Annotated in this window: 19 protein-coding genes and 1 tRNA gene; 9 read left to right on the top strand and 11 right to left on the bottom strand. The window is 35.3% G+C overall.

Annotated elements, in window-relative coordinates; all coding sequences use genetic code 11:
* Window positions 1-176: 176 nt before the first annotated feature.
* From ACM6F9_RS10855 to msrB, 4 genes are all read right to left on the bottom strand, one after another.
* A complete protein-coding gene (locus ACM6F9_RS10855; RefSeq protein ID WP_414845745.1) occupies window positions 177-992 on the bottom strand; it encodes a ferritin-like domain-containing protein in 816 nt (271 codons plus the stop codon).
* A 24-nt stretch (window positions 993-1016) separates the two neighbouring features.
* Entirely contained in the window at window positions 1017-1727 is a 711-nt protein-coding gene (locus tag ACM6F9_RS10860; protein WP_105703559.1) for a ferritin-like domain-containing protein, read from the bottom strand.
* A gap of 77 nt (window positions 1728-1804) precedes the next feature.
* The gene (locus ACM6F9_RS10865) at window positions 1805-2374 is read right to left on the bottom strand and encodes a fasciclin domain-containing protein (RefSeq protein ID WP_414845746.1); all 570 of its coding nucleotides are present in this window, start codon (window positions 2372-2374) and stop codon (window positions 1805-1807) included.
* Window positions 2375-2473: 99 nt separating this feature from the next.
* Window positions 2474-3007 carry a peptide-methionine (R)-S-oxide reductase MsrB gene (gene msrB / locus ACM6F9_RS10870; protein WP_414845747.1) on the bottom strand — a complete coding sequence of 178 codons (534 nt, stop codon included), beginning with the start codon at window positions 3005-3007 and terminating at the stop codon, window positions 2474-2476.
* A 90-nt stretch (window positions 3008-3097) separates the two neighbouring features.
* On the opposite strand from msrB, the gene ACM6F9_RS10875 reads away from it, so the two are divergent.
* The gene (locus ACM6F9_RS10875; RefSeq protein WP_228406987.1) at window positions 3098-3667 is read left to right on the top strand and encodes an RNA polymerase sigma factor; all 570 of its coding nucleotides are present in this window, start codon (window positions 3098-3100) and stop codon (window positions 3665-3667) included.
* Window positions 3668-3673: 6 nt separating this feature from the next.
* The gene (locus ACM6F9_RS10880; RefSeq protein WP_414845748.1) at window positions 3674-4495 is read left to right on the top strand and encodes an anti-sigma factor domain-containing protein; all 822 of its coding nucleotides are present in this window, start codon (window positions 3674-3676) and stop codon (window positions 4493-4495) included.
* A 13-nt stretch (window positions 4496-4508) separates the two neighbouring features.
* Here ACM6F9_RS10880 and ACM6F9_RS10885 read toward each other — a convergent pair whose 3' ends face one another.
* From ACM6F9_RS10885 to ACM6F9_RS10895, 3 genes are all read right to left on the bottom strand, one after another.
* Window positions 4509-6308: a hypothetical protein gene (locus ACM6F9_RS10885; protein ID WP_414845749.1), complete on the bottom strand. Its 1800-nt coding sequence runs from the start codon at window positions 6306-6308 to the stop codon at window positions 4509-4511.
* A gap of 168 nt (window positions 6309-6476) precedes the next feature.
* A complete protein-coding gene (locus ACM6F9_RS10890; protein ID WP_414845750.1) occupies window positions 6477-6884 on the bottom strand; it encodes a 5-fold beta-flower protein in 408 nt (135 codons plus the stop codon).
* Window positions 6885-7223: 339 nt separating this feature from the next.
* Window positions 7224-8273, bottom strand: coding sequence for a hypothetical protein (locus ACM6F9_RS10895; protein WP_414845751.1), 1050 nt, complete (start codon window positions 8271-8273; stop codon window positions 7224-7226).
* Window positions 8274-8899: 626 nt separating this feature from the next.
* On the opposite strand from ACM6F9_RS10895, the gene ACM6F9_RS10900 reads away from it, so the two are divergent.
* The 4 genes from ACM6F9_RS10900 to ACM6F9_RS10915 all read left to right on the top strand — a co-directional run bounded on the left by ACM6F9_RS10900 (window position 8900) and on the right by ACM6F9_RS10915 (window position 12409).
* Entirely contained in the window at window positions 8900-9742 is an 843-nt protein-coding gene (locus tag ACM6F9_RS10900; RefSeq protein WP_414845752.1) for a M12 family metallopeptidase, read from the top strand.
* Between the two features lie 60 nt (window positions 9743-9802).
* Entirely contained in the window at window positions 9803-10051 is a 249-nt protein-coding gene (locus tag ACM6F9_RS10905; RefSeq protein WP_414845753.1) for a hypothetical protein, read from the top strand.
* Between the two features lie 606 nt (window positions 10052-10657).
* Window positions 10658-11833 (top strand): hypothetical protein, encoded by a 1176-nt coding sequence (locus tag ACM6F9_RS10910; protein WP_414845754.1) that lies wholly within the window; start codon window positions 10658-10660, stop codon window positions 11831-11833.
* 24 nt (window positions 11834-11857) lie between these two features.
* A complete protein-coding gene (locus tag ACM6F9_RS10915; protein WP_414845755.1) occupies window positions 11858-12409 on the top strand; it encodes a DUF6705 family protein in 552 nt (183 codons plus the stop codon).
* Window positions 12410-12760: 351 nt separating this feature from the next.
* Here the strand turns inward: ACM6F9_RS10915 and ACM6F9_RS10920 are convergent.
* The 4 genes from ACM6F9_RS10920 to ACM6F9_RS10935 form a co-directional block, all read right to left on the bottom strand.
* Window positions 12761-12832, bottom strand: a tRNA-Arg gene (locus ACM6F9_RS10920).
* 71 nt (window positions 12833-12903) lie between these two features.
* On the bottom strand, window positions 12904-14667 hold the full coding sequence (locus ACM6F9_RS10925) for a TonB-dependent receptor (RefSeq protein ID WP_414845756.1): 1764 nt from the start codon (window positions 14665-14667) through the stop codon (window positions 12904-12906).
* 35 nt (window positions 14668-14702) lie between these two features.
* On the bottom strand, window positions 14703-15194 hold the full coding sequence (locus tag ACM6F9_RS10930) for a hypothetical protein (RefSeq protein WP_414845757.1): 492 nt from the start codon (window positions 15192-15194) through the stop codon (window positions 14703-14705).
* Window positions 15195-15197: 3 nt separating this feature from the next.
* Window positions 15198-18161, bottom strand: coding sequence for a tetratricopeptide repeat protein (locus tag ACM6F9_RS10935; RefSeq protein ID WP_414845758.1), 2964 nt, complete (start codon window positions 18159-18161; stop codon window positions 15198-15200).
* A gap of 257 nt (window positions 18162-18418) precedes the next feature.
* Here ACM6F9_RS10935 and ACM6F9_RS10940 point away from each other — a divergent pair, with 257 nt between their 5' ends.
* The 3 genes from ACM6F9_RS10940 (at window position 18419) to ACM6F9_RS10950 (ending at window position 24882) form a co-directional block, all read left to right on the top strand.
* Complete coding sequence (locus ACM6F9_RS10940) at window positions 18419-20659, top strand: CocE/NonD family hydrolase (protein ID WP_414845759.1); 2241 nt, start codon at window positions 18419-18421, stop codon at window positions 20657-20659.
* A gap of 183 nt (window positions 20660-20842) precedes the next feature.
* Window positions 20843-23095, top strand: coding sequence for a CocE/NonD family hydrolase (locus ACM6F9_RS10945; RefSeq protein ID WP_414845760.1), 2253 nt, complete (start codon window positions 20843-20845; stop codon window positions 23093-23095).
* A gap of 104 nt (window positions 23096-23199) precedes the next feature.
* Window positions 23200-24882, top strand: coding sequence for an APC family permease (locus ACM6F9_RS10950; RefSeq protein WP_414845761.1), 1683 nt, complete (start codon window positions 23200-23202; stop codon window positions 24880-24882).
* The last annotated feature ends 138 nt before the right edge of the window (window positions 24883-25020 follow it).

Genomic DNA, 25020 nt, shown 5'->3' on the forward strand with positions numbered 1-25020 from the left:
CCACTGGGGATTTTTTTATTTACTTCAATTTCATTTAATAAAGTTATAGAAATCAATTCTGTATACTCAAAAGATTCAAATACAATCTGATTATTTGTCAATTGGATGCCAATAAAAAGCCCATTTCCGGGTTTTCCGAAAATGGGCGCACCACTTGATCATCATCCAAATCACAACTAAACTATGAACAATGAAGCAATAGCTTGAGCATCGCTGCCACTTAAAATTTCGTCATACGCAGCAGAACCAGCTGCTGCACCAAATAAAGTTCCTGTGTTATATCCTGCCTGATTGACATTGTCTTCTCCGGCGTAAACAGGATTGGTTGGGGAAGGCATATTTCCTCCGTTGGCAAGCTCAATCCACCCTTTATTGGCTCTCATTCTTCTTACCTGTGAGGCATGTCTGGCCTCTACAGAGTGAATCTGTAATGCTGCCTGAAGCACAACTTTATTAGACATTACATTTCCGGCCTGTCCTTTATAAGCTCTTACTCCGGTATCTTCAAATGCCTGAGCGAGAACAAGAAATTGGTTATAATCTGTAAAAGGCATAAAGTTTCCACTGGCTGTAAAGTCGAATGTAGGTTTATTACCAGGAGTTGTTCCTAAAGAAGTAAGTGTACTTTTCAGAAAGCCGACGTGTGCTGATTCATGTTTTGAGATCTGCATAAAAACTGTTCTGTCTCCGTTGGGAATCAATCCTGGTGTGGATAATCCAATGCTGTAATATTCATTTTCAAGATATTCCAGTACGAGTGCCAGCTGTAGAGCATCTGTCAAAGTACTTTTTAAGGCAGCACCTGTAAATTTCATTTCTGTAGTTTCTGCTTTGGCAGGAGTCACCATCAGAGCTCCCAATCCAAGAGGTACCGCCGCTGTAGCTGCTTTTTTTCCGAATAATGACATATTCGTAATGGTTTCCAGTCTTGAAGCTTCCGTGGTGAAAAATTTATCATGGGAAAGCTTATCCAGTAATCTAAGAATATTCATAATGCAATTTTTTAAGGTGAATGATTAATTAATACCTCTTTCTTTCCAGGTAAAAGGTGTTTTGATGAATGCTCCGGCAGCCATTACAATATCTTTAGGCTCTTTTGCAAGATCAAGTCCGTTAGCATCTATCACATCATCTCCTGAAAAATCAGCAGATCCTGGATTGATCAAATTTCTGATTGCAGAGGCATGTCTGGCTTCCACAGAAACTATTTTTCCGGCAATCACAAGATAAGCAGGGTTAGAAATGTATTTTCCTGCTCCGTTATAAGCTGCGACACCCGTATCTTCCAACGCTTTTGCTGTGGCTAATACGGAATTACGATCATTAAAATTCACATTAGGATACTGAAACTCAAGTTTAGGAAGTACATGATCTGTAGCACCGCTGATCGCTGCTTTAAAGAAATCCCGGTGAATCACTTCATGATGATAGAGGTCTGTAAAAACTTCTTTCTCAATACTGGAAATCCCCGAATAAAAATTGTTGACTACTTTAGTATAGAAATCTGCTTCCAGCTGTTCCAGTGCATAGGCATAATTTAATACGCCTACATCTCCTGTCCCCAAATCATATTTGGATTCTTCCATGATCTGGAAATCATCATCATCATTACACCCAATGATGGTAAGGCCTGCAATAGCCAATCCTACTCCACCTAATTTTAAAAAGTTTCTTCTGCTGGTATCAAGGGTTGCTCCCTGATTAGAAACCTGAATTGTCTTTTTCATATTATTATTTTTTTAGTGTTAGGATAAAAGAAGAAAAACAGCATACTGAAATATGCTGTTTGAAATCTTATAATTTGTTATGGCATTAAAACCGTATCTATTACATGAATCACTCCGTTAGACTGGTTCACATCTGCAATAGTCACTTTCGCACTATTTCCTTTAGCATCTTTAATGTAAAGGTCTTTTCCTTTGGTCCAGAAAGTAAGATCCTCTCCTTGTACTGTTTTCATCATACTTTTTCCGTTTCCGGTTTTTACAGCAGCCCAAATTTCTTTAGCACTGTATTTTCCTGGTAGAACATGATAAGTCAATATGCTCGTAAGCGTTGCTTTATTTTCAGGTTTTACAAGGTTCTCAACTGTTCCTTTCGGAAGTTTTGCAAAGGCAGCATCTGTAGGTGCCAATACAGTAAATGGTCCTGCACTCTGTAAAGTTTCTACCAAGCCAGCTGCTTTCACTGCTGCAACAAGGGTTTTGTGATCTTTTGAATTGACTGCGTTTTCAACAATGTTTTTGGATGGATACATCGGTGCTCCTCCTACCATTACTGTTTTTTCTTTCATCGTTTGTGCAGTTACCTTCCCGCTGAAAGCAAATGATAAAGCTACCATTGCTAAAACTGTGATTTTTGATTGTGTGTTCATTGTGTTGATTCTTTTAATTAATTATAGTTAATTGTGCTTTTAATGTCATTTACGAGGTTGGTTTTATTTTAGATTGAAAAAAAATAAAATTTATCACAACTAATTGATTTTTAGGTAATTATTTTTTTCCGGAACAAATTCAAGACAGATAGAATTCATACAGAACCGTTTTCCTGTCGGTTTGGGACCATCATCAAAAACATGTCCCAGATGAGAATCACATCTTCCACATAGTACTTCTGTTCGTTCCATGTGATATGAGGTATCTTTTCTGTATCTGACACTGTTTTTACGAATAGGTTGATAAAATGACGGCCATCCGCAGGTAGTTGCAAATTTTGAGGTTGAGATGAAAAGTGGATTACCACATACTGCGCAATAATAGGTTCCTTTTTCATCAAATTCATAGTACTTTCCGGTAAAAGCAGTTTCTGTAGCTCCTTCTCTGGCAACCTGATAGAGTTCCGGTTTTAAAATCTTTTTCCATTCAGCATTGCTTACTTTCAATGTGTTTTCTGCAGTGTGAGAGTAATAAGGATTTTTACTTTTAAAAAGTGAGCTTTGTGCTTTATAAGCTCCGAAAGATAGTGTAATGCAAAAAGCAAGTATGGTTTTTGAAGCTAATGTTTTCATATTGAATATTTTTTAATTATTTCTTTAAAATCATGTACGAAATAAAAGTTGATATAGATTTTTTTGGGAATATGTTTTATTTTGCTACATTTGGATAGAAAAATAAATGCTATTAAAACAACCTATTCGGAAGAAGAACTTATCGTTTTATTAAAAGAAAAAAACGAAAACGGTTTTCATTATCTGTATGACCACTATTCTGGTGCGCTGTACGGAATTATTCTCCGAATCGTTCAATCTAAAGAATATACTGAAGAAGTTATTCAGGATGTCTTTGTTAAAATCTGGAATTCTATTCATCAATACGATGCTTCTAAAGGGAGATTTTATACATGGATGATCAATATTGCAAGAAATACCGCTATTGATTATTTAAAATCGAAAGGATTTCAGAACGAACTTAAAAACCAATCACTTCCAGATTTCGTATATAATTCCAAAGAGCTTTCAACCACTAATAATTCTTCCGATTATATCGGATTTAATAACGTGCTGAAAGGTTTGGAGACAGACAAGCAAGAACTCATAGATCTTGCTTATTATCAGGGATATACCCAAAATGAAATATCCGAAAAACTGAAGATACCGCTGGGAACGGTAAAAACGAAAATGCGGAACGCACTGATGAAATTAAAAGATTTGCTAAAAGATTATCAATAAAATAAATTGAACACTAAAGAATACATATCATCCGGAATTATAGAATCTTATATTCTTGGCCATGCTTCTCCTGAGGAAGCAGGGATTTTGGAGTGTGTGATGAAAAATAATGCTGAAGTAAAAGCGGCTTTTGAAGAAGCACAAAATACTTTGGAACATCTAGCTACAGCTCAGGCTGTAACACCTCCAAGTGATTTGAGATCTAAGATCTGGAATAAAATTCAGCAGGAGCAGATTGTTGAAGAGATAAAACCTGCTCTTTCTACAGATATTCCTGAAAGAAAAGATCATAGAGAAGTTACCGAAAGAGAGACGATTAAAGGAAATACCTCCTGGAAACCTTATGCAATAGCAGCTTCTGTGTTGTTCCTGATCAGTGTTGCCGGAAATTTATTCATGATGAATACGCAATCATCTGATAAAAAGCAAATGGCACTATTGGCTGCAGAGACAAAGCAGCAAAATCAGCAAATGAAAAGAATGAATCAGAAGCTTGATATGTTCTCTAATCCTGATATGCAGATGGTAATGCTAAAAGGCGTAGAAAAGCATACAGATGCAAAAGCAATGGTTTTCTGGGATAAAAAAACAAAAGAAGTGTATCTGAATGCTGAAAAACTGCCAAAAGCTCCTGAAGGAATGCAGTATCAGCTTTGGGCTATTGAAGATGGCAAACCTGTGAGTGCAGGAATGTACACCGAGGATAAAGACAGCAGTATTGCTTTGGCCAATATATCAAATGCTCAGGCTTTTGCCATTACGCTCGAAAAAGAAGGCGGAAGCAAAGTGCCTACTATGGAAAATATGTTTGTAATGGGAGCTATTTAAAATGCTCCCATTATTAATTTCCAAAGTTCACAAAATGCGGAACATCTGTTGCGAAGTTATTCATTGGTAAAAGATTGTTCCTGTTACTGTTAAAATCAAAAACCGAATTATTATCAAAAGGAACACGCGGATAATAAGTAAACGAAATTTGGATCCTGTTGAACACCAGGTATGGATTATTAATTAATACTCCGATTCCAATTTTTGTATTAGCTTTTGTTTTAAACAATTTATCGTCTGGCATACCCAGCCATCCCATTGCAGCAGTTAGATAAGGGCTGAAATGGAAATTCTTCCAGGTTTTGTTCACAAACAGCTGAAGCTGATATCTTAAAACCAATTTCTTAGTCCCGATATAATCAGAATTATACACAGGAAACTCATCTGCAGAAGAAAGATTGATTCTGTCTTTATAAGAGTAATTATGCTGTGGATTTCCCAATGCTAAAGTAGGTGAAAAGAAATGTCTTGCTTTGGCAAATTTCCAGTCCATAAGATTCGTAAAATAAGTTGCATCAAAGCGGAAAGATTCTCTGTTCTGGTTATCTTCATTAAAAAATCTTCCAAACTGTCCTTTCACAGTAAAATAGCCCAACTTTGTAAAAGTACCATACGATGCGGAAATTCCTACATAAGGATTCACTGCTTTATTTCTGGACAGTCCTCCTGCAATAACGTTCACGGAATTACCATAAGCTATATCTTCAGGAAGATCATACTGGAAAATATTTCTTTGAACAGAAAAGTTTCTCTGGATATAGCCCACAGACATCAGAAAGCTGTTGTAAGAACTGAAATATTTATACTGATCAATTCCGGGGCTGTCTTTGTATTGGTAGTTCTGAAACCTCCCTATGATAGCAATATTACTGGATACTTTTTCGCTTGGATCGGATGAAACAGGAATTTGATATCCTCCCCATACATCCTGGCTGTACACTTTGATCTGAACTTCCGGAAAAGTAGTGCTGGTTTCTACCGGAAGTAAAACATGCCGCATAAAATATTCGAAAGTAAAGCCACCTGCCCATTTCGTCAAAGGAGAGAAAAAGTCTCTTCTCAAACTAAAATTGATTCTTTCATTTTTAGAAAAGTCCCTTTCCCCGAGAAGCTGAGCACTGATATAAGTACCAAAAAGGTTATAAGAAGTGTAGCTTCCCATAAGATAGTTCTGATGTTCTTTGGAATCATTTCTATAAAGGAAATCAAAGGTATGGCCTAATCCCAATACATTTTCTTCGGTAACCCCCAAACCGATCTTGCTTCCGGAATAACTGATTCTCGGCTTCAAACTCCAGGAATCAAGAACTTTTACTACTACATCAATAGAATCTTTGCTGGAAGTACTGTCTGAAACACTTATATTCACTCTGTTTACAAAAGGCATGGTTCTCAGTAAACGCTCAGATTCATACAATTTCTGAGCATTATATTCTTCCCCTTCCTTAAAAAGCAAATAATTATCAACAGTAGAATTTCTTGTATTGGCGTGAAGATGATCTGCTACCCAATCATACCATCTGGACCTTTCTTTACTGTCTTTAGAGTTATATCCAAAGGGGTCGATGGTTTCTATCTTGATATTTCTGATATGTTTTTTGTTGTAAGTCTCCTGCGACAATTTCTCCGTTCTGGAACTGACAGAAGTGGAATCCGGCTCTCTACGAAATATAAAGCGGTGAATGAATTTGGTTACTTTCCTTTTATCCGAAAATTCTTCTATTTTGTAATACAGCGAGTCTTTCTTTTCCTGCGCATTTAAAAAAGAAAAACCACTTAAAAAGAAAATCAGAGTTACAGTCGTTCTAGTCATTAGTCATCAAAATTCAATTCAGTTTGTAGTATCAATTTATGCGCCAATAGGGCTTTAAGGCGTACCACATTTAGGAAAATTTTCTATGTAAAGCTTATTTTATTTGTTATTTTAATCTTTAGAGTAAAATCATAGCTAAAAAATGGCTTTGATTTATAAAAATTCCATCTACAGCTTAAAAAAGAAATAAACCACTGCTGCCCATTCTTTTTGAATACCTCTGGCATAGCCTATCGTACTGCGGCTTGCATTTTCAACGGTTCCATCATCTTTAATATAGCCTAAAGTAGAACGGCTGCTATTTTCTACCGTTCCGTCTTTTTTCACATAACCTACTGTAGAACGACTGCTGTTTTCAATAGTCCCGTCACTTTTAATATAACCAATGGTTGATCGACTACTATTTTCAATAGTACCATCGCTCTTGATATATCCTACCGTTGAACGGCTGCTATTTTCGATTGTTCCGTCACTTTTTATATAGCCAATGGTACTGCGGCTGCTGGATTCTATGGTTTGGGCTTTTGTGAGCGTCACGCTTATCAAAGTAGTGATAAGAAATGCTATTTTTCTCATTGGCTTATTATTTTAGGCTCTAATTTAAGATTCTATTTTCAATATCTGCAAATCAGCTTTTGTCTTCGTGTTTTCTATTTTTTTGTCTGATTACGGAATCCCATAATTATCTCATAGATAAATTGATTTTGTTTGCATAAAAAATTATGAAAAAAGAAAAATTGAAAAACATACTACCCACAAAACACGACCTAAAAAAATAACTAAGAAAGGCAATTCATTTGAATCACCTTTCTTAGTTATTGCTAAATAATATATTGATCTGTATTAAGTAAGTTTTTTAATCAATTTATTTCCTTGTACAAATCATTTATAATAAAAAAACATTTAGATTACTTTTTAGAACATCCTAATAAGCGTTATATAAAATTCTTGTGTGACATTTCCTGTGTTCTTGAGATTCAACGAAGTTGCATCAGCTGTTAAAGTATAATTAAAAGAAGTAGAATTACCCCCTACACTACAACCAGCTATACCCGTCCAGGAAGTTTGGACAACATCTCTTGAAGGATTGATAAATGTAGGAGATTTTTGTGTCCCACTACCAGCATGTGTCATTCCTCCCAAACCGTTAATAGCAATAAAGTTATTACCCCCAAAATTAGAATAATAATATTCTGCTACAATTCCACCACCACAACCATCAACTGATGTAATAATAACTTTATAGATTCCTCCACCAGCAATATCTATAAACATAGTTGCATCTGTATTGGATTTTATATAAGCACTATTAGATCTAAGTTCCCCAAAATGGTCATTAGTAGATGGTTTCACCAGAACTCCGTCAGGCCGTGCATACACAGGAGATATAATGCTAGCTCCCAAGCCTGCTGGCTCCCTATTTATAGTTCTTACTCTTGCCGTTCCGTTTACGTCCAGTGGATTAGTTGGGGCAATAGTTGCTATTCCTACCCTGTTGTTGGCAGCATCCACAGAAAGGGATCCATCATCTACTGAAAAAGCATTTACTGCAGTTCCGGTAAAGCTCAATGTATTAGCATTTTGCTTTACAGTTCTGTTTCCTGTAAGTGCTCCATCTGCATTGTAAATATTTTTTGGGTTGCTGCCTGGATTCAGCTTCGTCCATACATTGGTGGCATCAAAATAATAATATCCCACAGTATCTATATTAATAGCATTCCCGGTTTGTGATCCTGTAGCAATGTCATTTATATAAATCAGTGTAGAGTTAGGAATACTTGTCATACTTTGAGCTCTTTGTCGATCTACTCTTGGGATTATAAGCCCATCTACATTGGTTGAAGTTCCTGTTGCATTTTTTGCTTTGATGTCAAAAGTAGATGCGGGTGATGGAGTATTAATACCTACTTGACAGTACATGTTTAAAGAAGCAGCTAATGCTGCTGGAAATAATAATTTTTTCATCTTGTGTGTTTTATAAAATTATAGATTGATTAATAGCGATGTCATATCATTGTCAAAAAATCTAGTGTGCAAAACTACATCATAAAATATTTTCTTTTCAAAATTTCACATATGACATAAGTATTACATTATTATAAATGGTCTTATATCATTGATTAATGACCATAAAATTCGATATGCAATATTTCATTATAAGATATTTTTTTCTTTCCAAAATTTAGCCCATGACATAAGTATTACATTTTTACAATACATTAAAAATAACATCACAACCACACACTTAACTCAATAAATTTTGGTTTTTTTTAAAAAAATTCAATTGAAAGACTTTATTTAAATAAAATTTCATAAAATAAAACTCTCAATTCAGCTTAATCTACCCAATAAAGATACTTATATGATGTACTAAAATGTTAAATCACATATTTTCATATCAATTATATCCCTTTATTAAAACAGGTTCTGTTAAATGTAGTATACGTGTAGACGTGATTTGATTTTAATTTACAAAAGAAAAGGTGAGAGCATAATATTTTTTATTATAGTTTTAATTCCCACAGGATGGATAATTTATTTTCTTCTATAGTATAAAAACATTAATCAACATAAACACCAAATATTATATTATGAAATTACACGAGAAGATCTTATTAGGATCATTTATTTCAATCGCTATGGTATCATGTAATACTACTAATGATAATGTAGAAGAAAAAATAACACAAGAACAACAATCGTTCTCGGATTTGCAATCTGTACCAAAAGGAGATATTCCAGCAGGTTTTGAAAAAACACAAATGTGTAAAGATGTATATCTCCCGGGAGAGGATAAAGTTCCTGGAACTACATCAAAGGGATCTGTCATTACTAGTAAAAAATGGCCAAATGGCAGTGTTATTACTGTACGCCTTTATGGAGGCACTACCAAAGTTCAAAACAAAGTAATGCAATACGCTAAAGAATGGTCTAAATACGCCAACATCACCTTTAATTTCATTACTAGCGGCACGGCTCAGATCCGTGTTACATTTACCTCCGGTGCCGGATCCTATTCTTATATAGGAACAGATGCTCTAGGTATAGCTGCTAATAAAGAAACAATGAACTTCGGTTGGTTTGATGATACAACAAGTGATACAGAATTCAGTAGAACTGCCATTCATGAATTCGGTCATGCACTTGGTATGATTCATGAGCATCAACATCCATTAGCTGCAATTCCGTGGGATAAGCCAAAGGTATATGCATATTATGCAGGATATCCTAATTACTGGACTCAAACTCAGGTAGATAACAACCTTTTTGCAAAATATTCAACCTCACAAACACAATATAGCGCCTACGATACACAATCCATTATGCATTATAGTATAAGTTCAACTCTGACAACAAATGGATTCAGTGTAGGTAATAATACAGTGTTATCATCTACGGACAAACAATTCATTGCTGGAGTATATCCAAAATAATAAATCCACTTATCTCAATAATAAAGGTCTACCTTGAGTACATCAGGGTAGACTTTACTTTTGGAAGAAAATTTTGAAAAGAATCCGAATCCCGTAATGATCCCAAAATATGCATTCAAAATCTTAGTAGATGGTTTTAAAACCGGAGCCTTTATCGGAAAAAAGATTTCAGATTATATCTATACAGATAAAAAAACAGTTGAAGAAATTAAAAATTATGTTGCAGCAAGACGTTGCATTAATGGTGAAGATCGAAAGGATCTGATTGCCGGATATGCTAAATTGTTCGAAGCATTATTAACCAACTAACGTGATCGAATTCGACCACTAAAAAAATGAGAAGTTTTTTCTATTCAGGATTAGTTTCGGGATTCTTTTTTTAGCCTCTTATTTTCTTCCTTCAGTAATGCTATACAAGTTTGTTGATCATCTCTATTTAAAAAGTAAAACTATAAAATAGTCTTTATTAATTTGTAAGGAATTCCGTAAGGAGAAAAAATTATTATCATATAATTTTACTTTATGAATGAAATAGAAAAATTGATTATTAATTACCTTCAAGAAGGATTAAATCAGTATGAAATATCTGAACGGTTAAAAAAAATGGTTTTCAACCTAACAGTTTAAGTTACGTTGAAAAGCGAATCAAAAACATTGTTTCATCTAGCATGTATTCTATATAATAAAAAAATTAAGCAAATAAAAATTCCCATAGTAGGGAATTTAAATAAAATATTATTTTTGTAATCACAAAAAACAACTTTTAATGTATTTATGAAAAAAAATCATTTCATATCCGCCTTTGCTGGTGGGCTTTTTCTTTTTTCAACTATTCAATCCTGTATGCATGAGAGCCTGGAAACGGAAATTACTAATGCTCAGCAAAACCCTATTTCATTTATTAAAAATGATTACATGAGGGGAAAGGATATGCTAACCGGAAAGATTATAGAATGGAACAAAGTAAGAGAGTATAAACATGAAGGAGATATTATCTTTATTACCGTTCCTATAAAAAATGAGAATTCCAATATCATTGAAGAACTTTCTTTTAGAGTAGATAAGAATATGGTATCAGGGCATCTTTGGAAATTTCAATCCAATAAAGATTTTAGTTCTGAAGATTACAATCTTGCCGCTCACCAAATTATGGAGAAAATGACAGGTACAGTTTCTTATGTTTCTTTGGAGGGATCTATAAGGTATGAAAAGAAAATTGTAAAAGGCGCATTTATTGATGAAGTGGCAAGAGGTGGATCAGGGCCAATGAGTTCTCCCGCTTGTAAGCCATGCCATGGACAAATTGATAATATTGACATCCCAGCACCGGGAGGAGGTCCTAAACCATTTGATCCTAATCCTGGAGTTCCAACTATTCCGATTCCAGGGGTTGTAATTATCCCTCCAAAACCCAATCAACCTGAAAATCCACAGAATACCGATCCCTGTGCTAAGATTGCAGAAAAACAGAAAAACACAAAATATGCAGAAAAATTTGATGCCCTTAATAGAGAAGAAATTTTTAAAATGGATAAAGAAAGGGGGTATTATGAAAAACAACCTCCAGCTGGAGTAAATGCTGAAGCTGGTTTTGTACAAATTGACGGACCTCCTGGATCTACAGGCTTAGACCTTCCTGATAATACAACAGGAATATCGGGGCTCTTCCACTCCCATAATAATACTGAAGGAAGTATTAAAATATTCTCTCCAACCGATGTAAGAACGTTTATTAATACTATTTTAAAAAATGCAGGAACTTATGGTGGTGGATATGCTAACGCTTATTCTACGGTAGTAACCTCTCAGGGAAGCTATACTCTCAAATTTACAGGGGCAACACATCCAGGAGGAGTAGACTATTATACAGCACAAACTTGGGATAAATGGTATTACGATAAAATGTCAGAAATAATAAATGAGGATGGAGATTTTCCTCAGAATAAAGTAGAGGATGTATTTAACAGATTCTTAAAAGATATTGTAAATAAGTCTGGTTTAGAAGTGTTCAAAGTAACAGAAAATACAGCCGCTAAAATGAATTATAATCCCGGCACTAAAAAATCAGATTTTAACCCTTGTCCTAAATAATTAATCAAATAAAGAAAGAAAACAATGAAAAATTTATTTTTAATGACTACATTCTTTATAGGAGTATTCTGTAAATCACAGACTTACCCTTTAACAGAAACGGAGTTGCCGGAAAATTCCTACAGAAAAGATATCAATAACGAATTACCTGTATTTGAAGGGAATTGGAAGGGAATATGGAATGGCAAAACTTTCCTTATTAATTTTAAAAAAATGACTAATCAATATAATAATGTTCTAAAAATATATAATGATCAATTAGTAGGAAAATTTCAAGTAAAAGATTCATCAGGAAATATTCTCTTTGATAACCTCACAATTTCTGATAGTGAGGCTAAAATCAAAGGAGGTAAGATGTACTCTAATGGAGCATATCTGTTAACTTATTTAGATCCAGATTTATGTCTTAAATCAGGCTTTATAAAAATAAGTTTTACAAATTCAGCTAAAACAGAAATGAAGTTCAAATTTATGGAAGGAAGTCAGCTTTTAGATTCAGAATGTTTTTATCGTGGCAAACCAGCAGATCAAAGACCAGAGCCACTTCCTAAAGAAATTATTCTAACAAAACAGTAATTGCGTAGCCAATTAGACCCCTTATAATGAAATGCACCTAAAAGTTAAAATTTTTTTAGGTGCATTTTTTAGTAATTATTATTCAAGCTTTCTATTTCTTTTCTTGCAAAAGCTTCCATTTCCTCAATTACTTTTGCACGTTCATGATTTGATTTAAACCAAGCAACTTCAAGCACACAAGTTAGCATTGTTGGATTTAGGTTATCCACTCTAAAGAGGAGATCAACCCCTGGAGAACGATATAAAACAAAGTATTACTTTTTATTTGGTTCGTAAAATAAATTAAGCTCTTTCATTTGGGGGTATTTTTGGGGGTAAAATAAAAAAAGCCCCTAAAACAGGGGCGATTTGTGACCGCAGAAGGATTCGAACCCTCACTGTCGGAGCCGAAATCCGAAGTTCTATCCATTAAACTATGCAGCCTATTTCAGGTAGCAGATGACAGGAATCAGGTAATAGTTGCTGAGCCTTTTTACTTTATTCCAAATCTACTTTTAGAAAGTAATTTTCACCCCTCCCAGAATCTGTGCACCCAGGACTTTATATCCTTTGTATGTCTGGTATTTTGAGCTCAGAAGATTATTTCCGAGTGCGAAAATACTGAAATTTTTGTGAATTTTATACTCTGCTGAAAGATTTAAATCTGCATAACCACCTACTTTATCGTTGGTGTTCTCTGTAGACTGATAGATTACATTCGGAGCTCCCATCCCTTCGATCGCATAAGAGTTTGTAGTTCTGTCACTTGCAAAGATTCCTTTGAATCCTAGCAATAGCTTCTTATCAAGCATGGTATATTTTGCCCCGATGCTCGCATTGAATAAAGGAACGTTATAAATATTGTCGTAGTTCTTCAGATCATATTTCGTAAACCTCAATTCTCCATCAATAATAAGGTTTGCTAATGGGAAATACTGTACACTACCTTTGATATCACTTACATTCCCGTCATCATAGACTGCTGAGAATGTATTCGCAAAATTATAGGCAGAACGGCTAACAGAGTTGTTATCAAAAAGACCATTGGCCTTAAAGAACATTATATCTCTCATCTTTCCATAACCCGCAGAGAAGTCGTATTTCAGCGTTTCATCGATATCTCCTCTCAATCCTACATAAAAATGATATTTCGTCTCTGTTGGCTTTAAAAACTGGTCAGAAAGGATGAATGGATTCGTCTGCAACATATCTCCGTAAGTGTTCAGCTTCAGGCCGCCATCTACTCCTCCGTAGAATTTAAATTCTTTAGCTGCAGCAAACTGAAACTCTGCCTGCGGGAACCAATAGGTTTTATTATTTTTTTGTTGCTCTAACTGATCATTGGAGTTTTTAGCATTCAGGAATGAGAATGAAGATCCCAACATCAAATAAGAGTCTCCCTTTCTAAATGTCACTTTCGGAGTCAGGCTGGTATTGAAGAAATTGGAAGAGTTTTTATCTCTGATCGCAAAATCTGTCTTCACCGCGTCTAATCCTACTCCAAGGTCTGCATTCAGGTTGATTCCTGATTTTCCTAATTCAACAGCATGTTTAGAGAAATTAGCCAAAATTGAAACCTGGTTCTCCGAAGCATCAAAATGATCTTTCAGGAATGATGATTTTACCCTTACATCATTTAAGATTTCATTGGAATAAAAATCGTAGTACCCATTTACTTTAAACTGATTTACTTTTTGTTTCAGATCAAGCTCTCCCGTAGGCTGCATGGCATAGATTCCGTAATAATTATAGCTGTCTAAACCATATTCAGCATTAAGGTTGAACTTCCCTTTTTCACCATAAGAGTTTAAGAAAGCGCCAACATTGGCTGAAGTCTGTCCGGATTTCCAGTCGTAATCTTTTTTAAGACCATTTGTGGAAAGAACATGAACATCTGCTCCTACTTCAAGCTTATTTTCAAGGGTTTTTGAAACATTTCCGTCTACCAGAACTTTTCCGTAATTACCCATTCCAAACTGGAAATAGTTATTCTGAGCAGTTCCGTCAAATTTTGGAGCTACGTCCTCTCCCTGAATGGTTGAAGTTTTGAAATCCGAAACAGCAGGAACATCTGTGATGGTATATTTCACAGGAGTCTGCGATTTCTCTTCCGGCGGATAATTCTTGATGGTTTCCACAGAAGTTTTCTTCTTCTCGATCTTCTTCACTTCCGGCTCTCTTTTTTTGTTAAGAACCAGTTTTTCCTCCTTGATCTGGGAAAACGCCACCGACGAAACCCCTAAAAATAATATGGATAATATTTGAATCTTCTTGTTCATATTTTCTTTATTTGAAAAAAATATATAACGGGTTTTTATTTATTGGAAGCCATATAGCTGCCTAATAAAGCTTTCCCTGACTGTTTTGAAAAAGTTCTCCCTAGTCTGAATATGTTAAACAGCCAAAGGCTTTGATAAACTTGTAATTTGTATTGATAATTTTTCGTTGCACTGTTCTCTGCTACATCATAGCTGTAAGAAATATCATACGGAAATCCCGAAGGCAATAGACCAACTGTAAGCATACTTCCAATCATTGGGTTTCCGCAAGAAGGAGTACGTGTCAACATCGGATGTAATGTTATCTTAGCCGCATTGGTACTGTCTTCTACAATTTCATAAATATTAGAGTGTTTTAAAATTTTAAATTCTTTTTCAAGATCCTTATTCACCACAAAAGCTTTTTGCTTTTTGAAATCAGCTTTTGCATGGTTATACTCTCTTGGATAAGCACTGTACGAAGGAATGCAGCTCCAGAGAGAAGCGGAGATTAAAAAAGAATATATGGCAATTTTAAACACCCTCATTTCCTATTTCTTAATCTGCTTTTTAACTTCTTTAGCTTCAGCTACGATCTCAGGGAAATCTTTGTAGTTCGCAATGATCTGATCACATGTATAACTTGCCTGGTAGTTGTCTTTCAGACCGATATAGTTTTTCGCCATCAATACCAACGCTTTTGCTCCCCAGAATTCTTCAGATGCATAATTATTGGCAAGCTTGAAAATCGTTTCGTTAGAAGATTTGAAAGCTTTTCCTTTGTTCTGATAATATGCTTTAGCATACAAAGCTTCCGCAGCTACCGAAGTATTGGATGATTTTTCAAGGGAAACATAAGCAGCCTGTGCCTCTTTATCCTTTCCTGAATTCATAAGACTTCTTGCTTTGATCACTTTCGCTGTTTCAATAACGGCTGCAGAGTTTTTAGAATTAGCAATTACTGCATTGGCTAATTTTTCAGCTTCAGAGAAATTATTTTCTTCTGCATACAGTTTCATCAGCTCCACATTCGCATAATTTTTAATACCAATATCTGAAGAATTTTTAATGCCTTCAAGGTACTTTTTCGCTTCCGCTGTATTCCCTTGTGCAATAAAGATTTGAGCTAAACGAGTTTGTGCATCATCCTGGTAATCATTCTGAATTCCAGCTACTTCCTGAAGAACAAGTAAAGCTTTAGTTGAATTATTAGTTTGATAGTAACTTTCTCCCAATTCATACTTCGCCTGGTACAGTCCTTCACCTGTTGGGTTCTGTGTCAGATACTTTTCGTAGTAAGAAATTGCATTCTTATAATCTTTCTTCGCGAAGAACTGTTTAGCTGTTGAAAGGTTGATTTCATCTATTTCAGCATTATCTACATTCACACCAATATTTCTTGCGAAATTTTCATATCCTGAAACATCCCCGTTTTTCGTGAAGATAGGTTTTGCTGCCTGCACCACTTTCTGAGCATAGGCTGTATTTTTATACTGCTCACCCAGAGATTTCAGTTCAGAAAGCGCTTTATCATTCTGATTTTGGTCTATGTAATTCTGTGCTCTGTAAATAGATGCATTAGCAATCAGATCTTTGTCAGAAGATCCTTTAATTACTTTTCCAAAATAATCATTGGAATTGGCAAAATCATCCTGAGCTGCATACGCTGTTCCGATTTCGTATTGAGCATCATCATAATATTCGGAATCCGGATATTTTGATAAAAGGTTTTTAAGGTTGATAATCTTCGCCTGTGTATCTCCTTTGAATCCTAAAGCCATTGCTTTTTGGTACAAGGTATAATCCGTAGCATCTTCATTTTTATCATAAATAGCGATGGCTTCGTTCAGGTCATTGTTTGCATAATGAATATCTGCAAGACGAAGTTCTGCATCATTTTTAAATTCCGGTTTCGGATTGGTAAGGTATTGTTTGAAATAAGTAGCAGCCTGATCAAATTTCTTGGATTTAAAATAAGCATATCCTAAATCATATGGCAGCTGCTGCTTTTCAGGGAAGTTTTCATTAAGAAGCTTTTCATAACGAACAATGGCAGACGGATAATTTCCTTTTTGGTAATACACCTGTGCCAGCCAATATAAAGCTCTGCTGTTGAATTCTTTATTGATATTGAAACCAAGACTTCTTAAGAAATATTTCTCAGCTTCGTCGTAGTTTCCTTTGTTGAATTCTTCAGTTCCCAATAAATAAGAAACCTCCTGGTCTACTTTGTTGATGTCAGGAGTAGAACTTTGTAATCTATCAATTGCATTCAGCGTTTCTTTATAGTTTCCGGAATACAGATAGGATTTCACCAATAAAGATCTCATTTCTGTGGCATTGGCTCCATTCTGATTTTCGTTGATATAACTTTGAATCACCGCCGAAGGGCTTTCAAACGGGTTACCGATATCGTAGCTTAATTTAGCATACTGCTCATGAGCCAATTTCTTCACTTTCGCATCATAATCCATCTGATAAGAAGAACGGAATGCAGATAGAGCTTCCTGCTTTTTATCTACTGCCAGATAAGCATTCCCTAACTGATAGTAAGCATTTTGTGCTAAAGCTGAATTGCTGTTAAGAAGCTGATTGTAATAAGAAACCGCTTCATCGTATTTTTTAAGCTGAGCAGCTACAAATCCTATCTCATACAAGTCATTTTCAGATGGATTTTGCTGTACACTCAGATAATCTTTTAAATGTGGGTAAGCAGAACTGTAATCATTCTTCATGAAATAACTTTCACCGATGATCTTATGAACTTCTGCCTTATAAGAATCTGAAATATTTTCTTTTAACAGAGCATTTCCTTCCGTAATTGCCTGATCGTAGTTCTTATCGTTGTAATACATCTGTACATAATAAGGACGTACAAGCTTGGAAAATTTATCCTGATCTTTTATTGAATCAAAATACTGGAAAGCTTTATCATTCTGTCTGTTGCTGTAATATAAATGCCCCAGCATATAAGCAATATCTCCTTTTTGAGACTGATCTGCTGTTTTGTAAGCTTCTTCCAGTGCATCAATCGCTCCTTTGGAGTCACCCGTCATGAATTTTGCATATCCAAGCTTCAGAATATACTGGGTATTCTCCTCTTTTGAAAGCTGATACTGGTTCACCTTCTTCAAAGTTTCCAGCGCTTTATCAAAGTCTTTTTTTGCCAAATAGTAATCTGCCAGCGGAAGATTAGCCTGGGCAAAATAAGCAGAATTTGGATATTCTTTCATGAAAGCTGTTAACCCTTCTTCAGCATGATTTTTCTGAAGAATCACACCAATTACATTATCAAAAAACTGCGCCGCTTCCTTCTTCGAACGTGACAAATTCTGATTGTAGAAGTATTGTCTTGCGTATTCGTATTGTGAAGCGTTGTAAATTTTAGTCTGATAAAGATTTTCGGCTAGATTGAACCTGTAATTTTCTTTCTGGGTAAAATATTGGGACTGTTGAGCATCGGAGATTCCGAAATAAATTACTGCAGCCGCTAAAAGTATTTTTTTTGATTTCATTCTTCTTGATATAAGAAAATTAGTCTAAATAAGTTAACGAAAATATTAAAAACTTATTGTTTAAGCAAGTTTTAACAGCGTTAATGGATGTTAATTCTTATTTCATAACCATGAAAATTTTCTCACTATACAATGATAAAATTTACTACTTTCGTCTAATAAAATGTAAACAATTTTAATTAACTGTTATCAAAAACGTATTTAAATTGGATACTTTTTCAACAACAGCTAAAAACATACCATAAACACACCATTCCATGAAATTTAAGATTCTTTTAGCATTAATTTTTGTAAACCTCCTGCAGGCACAAAAATTTTACTTTCCGAAGACAGCTGTAGCTGACTCTGTTATATTGGAAAAACAGATTTCAGGACTTGCAAAACAAGTGATTCCCCATCTTCAGTCTGCAAAGTACAAACCGGAAAACACTGTTGACCTTATGGACAATCTTTTCCGTTTACAGATGGTGGCCCAGGATTATAAAAATTCACTGGTTTCTCTTTCTGAAAACCGTAATCTGTTCGCTGATAACAATATGGGAGACTACAGGTATATCGGATTTGAACTGTATGCCCTTTCGAAAATGGCACAAAAAGAAAGCAACACTTCATTTTCCAATGCACTTCAGAAAGTGTTTAATCAAAAATATGAAAATCTTCCGGAAAAATTGATTCCCAGACTTAGGCTTGCTCTTGACGGGGATGTAAAAGAATCCAGAAAGCAGCTGAACAAAGTACTGGAAAAACAAAAAAGCAAAGACAGTATTGATTACAGAACAGCTCTTGCTCTATGTAAAAGCTATTTAAGTTATAAAACCTATTCCGGTATAAAACCTCAGGTGATGCAGCTTCTGGCTTCAAAAGACAAGGAAAGATTCATTATTGAAACCAAAGATCTTACCATAAAAAACGGAGCTACCTTAACGATCACTATTGTTCGGAAAAAGAAGAATACGTCACCACTTCCTGTTATTCTTACCAGCAATATTTATGCAGGTTCATTTGATGAATTCTTCGGAAAAAGAGCGGCTACTTATAATTATGTAGGAGTTGTTGTCAATACCAGAGGTAAGAGAAACAGTAACAATGTAAATAATCCTTTTGAACATGAATCGGAAGATATTTATGAAGTAATCGACTGGGTAAGCAAACAGCCTTGGTGCGATGGAAAAGTAGGAATGATTGGTGGAAGTTATTTAGGTTTCAGCCAGTGGGCAGCTGTAAAAAAAATTCATCCAGCATTAAAAACCATCGTTCCTCAGGTTGCAGTAGGCATCGGGATTGATTATCCTGCTCAGAATAACATCTTCATGAGCTATATGCTGCAATGGATACAATACGTGACCAATAATAAATTAACAGATGAAGCAGATTTTGCCAATGCTGTAAAATGGGATTCTATTTATACAAAATGGTACAAAAGCGGAAAAGCATTCAGATCTTTGGACACGATAAGCGGGAAGCCAAGCAAAATATTTCAACGATGGCTGGACCATCCGGGATATGATCAGTACTGGCAGAAAATGGTTCCTTATAAAGAAGATTTTTCTAAAATCAACATTCCTATTCTAACTACAACGGGATATTATGATGATGATCAGATTGGCGCGCTGTATTATTTTAAACAACATCATTTATACAATAAAAATGCAAATCATTATCTGGTAATAGGTCCTTATAATCATGGAGGAGCGCAAAGTTTCGGATTTACTTACGTGAATGGAAATCCTATTGATCCTGTGGCAAGAATAAGTATTGATGACCTTGCTTTCTCATGGTTTGATTATATTCTTAAAGGAGGCAAAAAACCGGAAATTTTAAAAGACAGAATCAATTTCCAGGTGATGAACACCAATACCTGGAAACATGTGGCTGATCTTGACAAAATGCATACATCAACCCTGAAATTTTACCTTCAGGACAAGAAAAACACATCGTCTGTATTTAATCAACCCCAAACTAAAAGTTTTACAACTCAAATCGTAGATTTAAAAAACAGAGATCAGAAAGATACCTACTACAAAGTCAGCAAAAAAGATAGTATAAAAACAACCAATTCTATTGCCTTTGAAAGTGAGGAGCTTGATAAGGATATGATCATGAGTGGAAATCTGTCGGGAGTTTTCAATGTTTCCATTAATAAAAAGGACTTTGATACGGATACTTATTTGTATCAGATTCAGCCGGATGGAAAGTCTTCGTTACTATCAACTCATATTGTGAGAGCCAGCTATGCAAAAAACAATGAAAAACGACAGCTGCTGGAACCTAATAAGATGGAGCAAATTCCAATTAACAATTCTTATGTTATGAGCAAAAAGATAGAAAAAGGAAGCAAACTTCTTTTATTGGTAGGAGTTAATAAAAATCCTAACTGGCAGATCAATTATGGTTCTGGCAAAGATGTAAGTGATGAAACCATAAAGGATTCCGGGAAACCACTGGAAATAAAATGGTATAATGACAGCTACGTGGAAATCCCTGTTTATAAAGAATAAAACCTTTTGTTTAAACAATTTTCAGCATACTTTATACGATAAAATAACAATGAAAGCATTCATTCTTTAATGATAAAAATTCTTAAATTAGTCGGCTAAAAAAGATAACCAACCGAGTAATGAATGATCAACAACACATTCTGATGTGATACTTTTTCATCAGCAGCTCAAAACACACCATTAATGAAATTTAAAATACTCGTAGCATTAGTTTTTGTTAATCTAATGCAGGCTCAGAAGTTTTACTTTCCGAAAACAGCAACAACAGATTCTGTAATTTTGGAAAAACAAATTCCGGAACTCGCTCTAAAAGTAATTACTGAACATCAGTCACCTAAAAACAAACCGAAATCTACCGTCACATTTTTAGACAACCTGTTTCGTTTACAGCTCGCCGCAAAAGACTACAAAAGTTCTATTACAAGCTTAAATGATTATCGTAAAGAATACGCAGATCATAATATGGCAGGGAACAAATCTCTTGCTTATGAAATCTACAGCATGGCCAAACTGATGGAAAAGGATAAAAAAACTTCTTTTTCCAATGCTCTTCAAACAGCCTTTACCACAAAATATGAAAGTTTCTCAGATCCACTAACAGCCAAGATAGGCACCATTCTGGATGGTGATGTAAGGGAATATAAAAAATCTCTGAAAACAGCTCTTGACAAGCAAAAAGATAAGGACACTATAGATTATGCTTCCGCGCTGGCTTTATGTAAAAATTATGTCAATTATAAGACCTATTCCAGTATCAAGCCTCAGGTTATGCAGCTGTTCAAAGTAAAGGAGCAGGAAAAATTCATCATCGAAACCAAGAACATTACCTTAAAAAACGGAACAAAACTTACCATTACTATTGTACGAAAAAAAGAAAACACATCTCCCCTGCCCGTTATTCTTACCAATAATATTTATGCCGGAGAACTAGTAGATGCAGGAATGGGGAAAAGAGCAGCCGTCTACAATTATGTAGGAGCTGTAGTTAACACCCGTGGAAAAAGGGACAGTAATGATCCCAATAATCCATTTGAAGACGAAGCACAGGATCTTTATGAAGTGATAGACTGGGTAAGCAAACAACCGTGGAGCAATGGTAAAGTAGGAATGATAGGTGGAAGCTATTTAGGATTCAGCCAGTGGGCAGCTGTCAAAAAACTGCACCCGGCATTAAAGACTATTGTACCTCAGGTATCTGTAGGAATCGGGATAGATTATCCTGCTCAAAACAATGTATTCATGAGCTATATGATGCAATGGATCCGCTATGTCACTAATAATAAGCTGACCGACGAAGCAACCTTCACCAATTACCCAAAATGGGATTCTATCAATACAGCATGGTATAAAAGTGGCAGGTCATTCAGAGCTCTGGATTCCATCAGCGGAAAGCCTAATAAAATTTTTCAAAGATGGCTGGATCATCCTGGTTATGACAAATACTGGCAGAAAATGGTTCCATATAAAGAGGATTTTTCTAAAATCAACATTCCGGTTTTAACGACTACCGGCTATTATGATGCTGATCAGATCGGTGCTATGTATTATTATAAACAACATCACAAATACAACAAAAACCCTAATCATTATTTAGTAATAGGTCCTTATGATCACGCAGGAGCTCAAAGCTATGGATATAATTATGTCTATGGTACCGGGAGTACCCTCATAGATCCTGTAGCCAGGATAAGCATTGATGAGCTTGCTTTTTCATGGTTCGATTATATTCTGAAAGATGGCAAAAAACCGGAACTTCTAAAGGATAAAGTTAATTTTCAGATCATGAGCAGCAATACTTGGAAACATGTTCCAAGCCTTGATAAAATGCACTCTTCTACTCTGAAATTTTATCTTCAGGATCGCAAAGACGGTTCTTCCGTTTTTGAGAAACCCAAAACTGAACAATTTACCCAACAGACCATTGATTTTAAAGACAGAAATCCAAAATATCTTTATCATAAAGTAAGCAAACAGGACAGTGTATATGTAACCAATTCTGTTCATTTTGAAAGTGAAGTTCTGGACAGAGATATTATACTAAGCGGAAATTTATCCGGAGTATTCAACGTTTCTATTAATAAGAAAGATTTTGACCCTAGTACTTCATTATATCAGGTACAACCGGATGGTAAGACATTTTTACTATCTACACATCTTACAAGAGCCAGCTATGCAAAAGACAATTCCAAACGCCAACTTCTTAAGCCTGGCAGCAAGGAGCAGATCCCTATCACAAATTCATTTTTTATGAGCAAAAAAATAGAAAAGGGAAGCAAACTGGTATTATTGGTAGGAGTTAATAAAAATAAAAACTGGCAGGTCAATTATGGTTCAGGCAAAGATGTAAGTGATGAAACGATTAAAGATTCCGGGGAACCTCTGGAGATAAAATGGTACAACGACAGCTACGTAGAAATCCCTGTTTATAAGGAGTAAAGACTTTTGTTTGAGCATTTTTACCCAAATGTTCTTAACAACTGTTAACATCAAAATAAAAAATCATTACATTTGCTTTTTTTCAAATCAAATATAGTTATTGAATGAGTCAACTTTTTAGAAGAAAAATCTATTCAGATACAGATACTTCAACGGGACTTTTGAGAGTCTTAGGTGTATGGGACATTGTATTTTTTGGTATTGCGGCCATTATTGGAGCCGGAAGTTTCAGCAGTTTGGGAGAAGCCGTTTTCAGAGGTGGTCCCGGTGTTATTCTACTATATTTGATTTGCGGTTTTGCCTGTGGATTTACAGCTTTATGTTATGCTGAATTTGCCAGCAGAATTCCTACTGCAGGTTCTGCTTACACGTATGCCTATGCCAGTTTTGGAGAATTGATTGCATGGGTAATCGGATGGGCTCTGATCATGGAATATTCTTTCGGGAATATTTACGTAGCCTTTTCCTGGTCAGACTACTTCACCAGTTTCTTAGGACGTCTCGGAATGCATATCCCAGATTATTTGACCTGCAGCTATACTGAAGCAAGAAAAGCCATTAAATATGGTTCTGAAAACCAAGAATTATTAAATGCATGGAAAACCGCTCCGTTAATCGGAAGTTTGAAATTCATTGTAGATATTCCGGCATTGGTTATCAATGGCTTAATTACATGGCTTTGTTATGTAGGAGTAAAAGAAAGTAAAAACTTTAACAACTCTCTGGTTATTTTAAAGCTTGGAGTAATTATATTGGTTATTCTTGTTGGTTTTGCTTATATCAATACTGAAAACTGGACTCCTGTAAGCCCTACAACGGGGACGCCATCCTTCATGCCCAATGGTTTTGCAGGGGTAATGAGCGCTGTATCCGGAGTATTCTTTGCCTATATCGGATTTGATGCCTTAAGTGTACTTTCTGAAGAAACTAAAGATCCACAGAAGACCTTGCCAAAGGGAATGATTATCTCTCTTGTATTGTGTACAGTGATCTATATTGCTTTGACATTGGTATTAACTGGAATGGTAGATTACAAGAAATTTGATGGTGTAGGAGATCCGCTTTCCTTCATATTCGAAAAAACAAATGCCAATGTAGCCTGGATGGAGCTTGTAGTTTCCTTCGTTGCTATTGTTGCCATTACTACCGTATTATTGGTTTTCCAGATGGGGCAGCCGAGAATCTGGTACGCTATGAGCCGCGACGGACTGATGCCTGCAAGGTTTCAAAAGGTACATCCTAAATACAAAACACCTTCTTATGCAACCATTATTACGGGGATTGTGGTAGGTATTCCTATTCTATTTACAGATAAAACTTTCATCCTTGATTTTACAAGTATCGGAACTATTTTTGCCTTTGTATTGGTATGTGCTGGAGTGCTTATGCTTCCCGCTAAAGAAAAAATTAAAGGCAGATTTCACCTTCCTTATGTGAATGGTAAAATCATTTTCCCTGTTGTTTTCATTGGCAGTCTGCTGGTTTTCTACAAATGGCAGCCAGAGTTTTTTGACAATCTGATGAACTGGTCAGATCCTAAAGAGGGAGAATTCAGAGCTTCTATTTTCTTCTTTATTATCATCAACCTTATCCTATGCGTTGTAGCTTTTGTTAAAAATTTATCATTAATTCCATTGGTTGGATTAAGTTCATGTCTGTATCTTCTTACAGGAATGAGCCATGAAAACTGGTTCTGGTTCGGAATGTGGTTCCTGATTGGAATGGTAATTTACTTCTGCTACGGATACAAAAACAGTAAGTTGGGAAAAGAATTAAAGAATAGCTGAATAAGCGCTCAATAAAATTGCGGAAAGGCAAAATAGCAAAGAGGTTAAACCTGATGGAAAGACTGATTGGCTATTTTGCCTTTTTGCTTTTTTACCCATTTATGAAAATCGGCAGAATTATTGCTTTAACTTCAATAG

Source organism: Chryseobacterium sp. IT-36CA2, assembly GCF_949767875.1.
In the GTDB taxonomy this organism is placed as follows: Bacteria; Bacteroidota; Bacteroidia; order Flavobacteriales; family Weeksellaceae; genus Chryseobacterium.

What these genes read in the sequence shown, in the direction of transcription:
- ACM6F9_RS10855 (WP_414845745.1), bottom strand. Translation starts at nt 992, where the DNA reads ATGAATATTCTTAGATTACTGGATAAGCTTTCCCATGATAAATTTTTC.
- ACM6F9_RS10860 (WP_105703559.1), bottom strand. Translation starts at nt 1,727, where the DNA reads ATGAAAAAGACAATTCAGGTTTCTAATCAGGGAGCAACCCTTGATACC.
- ACM6F9_RS10865 (WP_414845746.1), bottom strand. Translation starts at nt 2,374, where the DNA reads ATGAACACACAATCAAAAATCACAGTTTTAGCAATGGTAGCTTTATCA.
- msrB (WP_414845747.1), bottom strand. Translation starts at nt 3,007, where the DNA reads ATGAAAACATTAGCTTCAAAAACCATACTTGCTTTTTGCATTACACTA.
- ACM6F9_RS10885 (WP_414845749.1), bottom strand. Translation starts at nt 6,308, where the DNA reads ATGACTAGAACGACTGTAACTCTGATTTTCTTTTTAAGTGGTTTTTCT.
- ACM6F9_RS10890 (WP_414845750.1), bottom strand. Translation starts at nt 6,884, where the DNA reads ATGAGAAAAATAGCATTTCTTATCACTACTTTGATAAGCGTGACGCTC.
- ACM6F9_RS10895 (WP_414845751.1), bottom strand. Translation starts at nt 8,273, where the DNA reads ATGAAAAAATTATTATTTCCAGCAGCATTAGCTGCTTCTTTAAACATG.
- ACM6F9_RS10900 (WP_414845752.1), top strand. Translation starts at nt 8,900, where the DNA reads ATGAAATTACACGAGAAGATCTTATTAGGATCATTTATTTCAATCGCT.
- ACM6F9_RS10910 (WP_414845754.1), top strand. Translation starts at nt 10,658, where the DNA reads ATGAGGGGAAAGGATATGCTAACCGGAAAGATTATAGAATGGAACAAA.
- ACM6F9_RS10915 (WP_414845755.1), top strand. Translation starts at nt 11,858, where the DNA reads ATGAAAAATTTATTTTTAATGACTACATTCTTTATAGGAGTATTCTGT.
- ACM6F9_RS10925 (WP_414845756.1), bottom strand. Translation starts at nt 14,667, where the DNA reads ATGAACAAGAAGATTCAAATATTATCCATATTATTTTTAGGGGTTTCG.
- ACM6F9_RS10930 (WP_414845757.1), bottom strand. Translation starts at nt 15,194, where the DNA reads ATGAGGGTGTTTAAAATTGCCATATATTCTTTTTTAATCTCCGCTTCT.
- ACM6F9_RS10935 (WP_414845758.1), bottom strand. Translation starts at nt 18,161, where the DNA reads ATGAAATCAAAAAAAATACTTTTAGCGGCTGCAGTAATTTATTTCGGA.
- ACM6F9_RS10940 (WP_414845759.1), top strand. Translation starts at nt 18,419, where the DNA reads ATGAAATTTAAGATTCTTTTAGCATTAATTTTTGTAAACCTCCTGCAG.
- ACM6F9_RS10945 (WP_414845760.1), top strand. Translation starts at nt 20,843, where the DNA reads ATGAAATTTAAAATACTCGTAGCATTAGTTTTTGTTAATCTAATGCAG.
- ACM6F9_RS10950 (WP_414845761.1), top strand. Translation starts at nt 23,200, where the DNA reads ATGAGTCAACTTTTTAGAAGAAAAATCTATTCAGATACAGATACTTCA.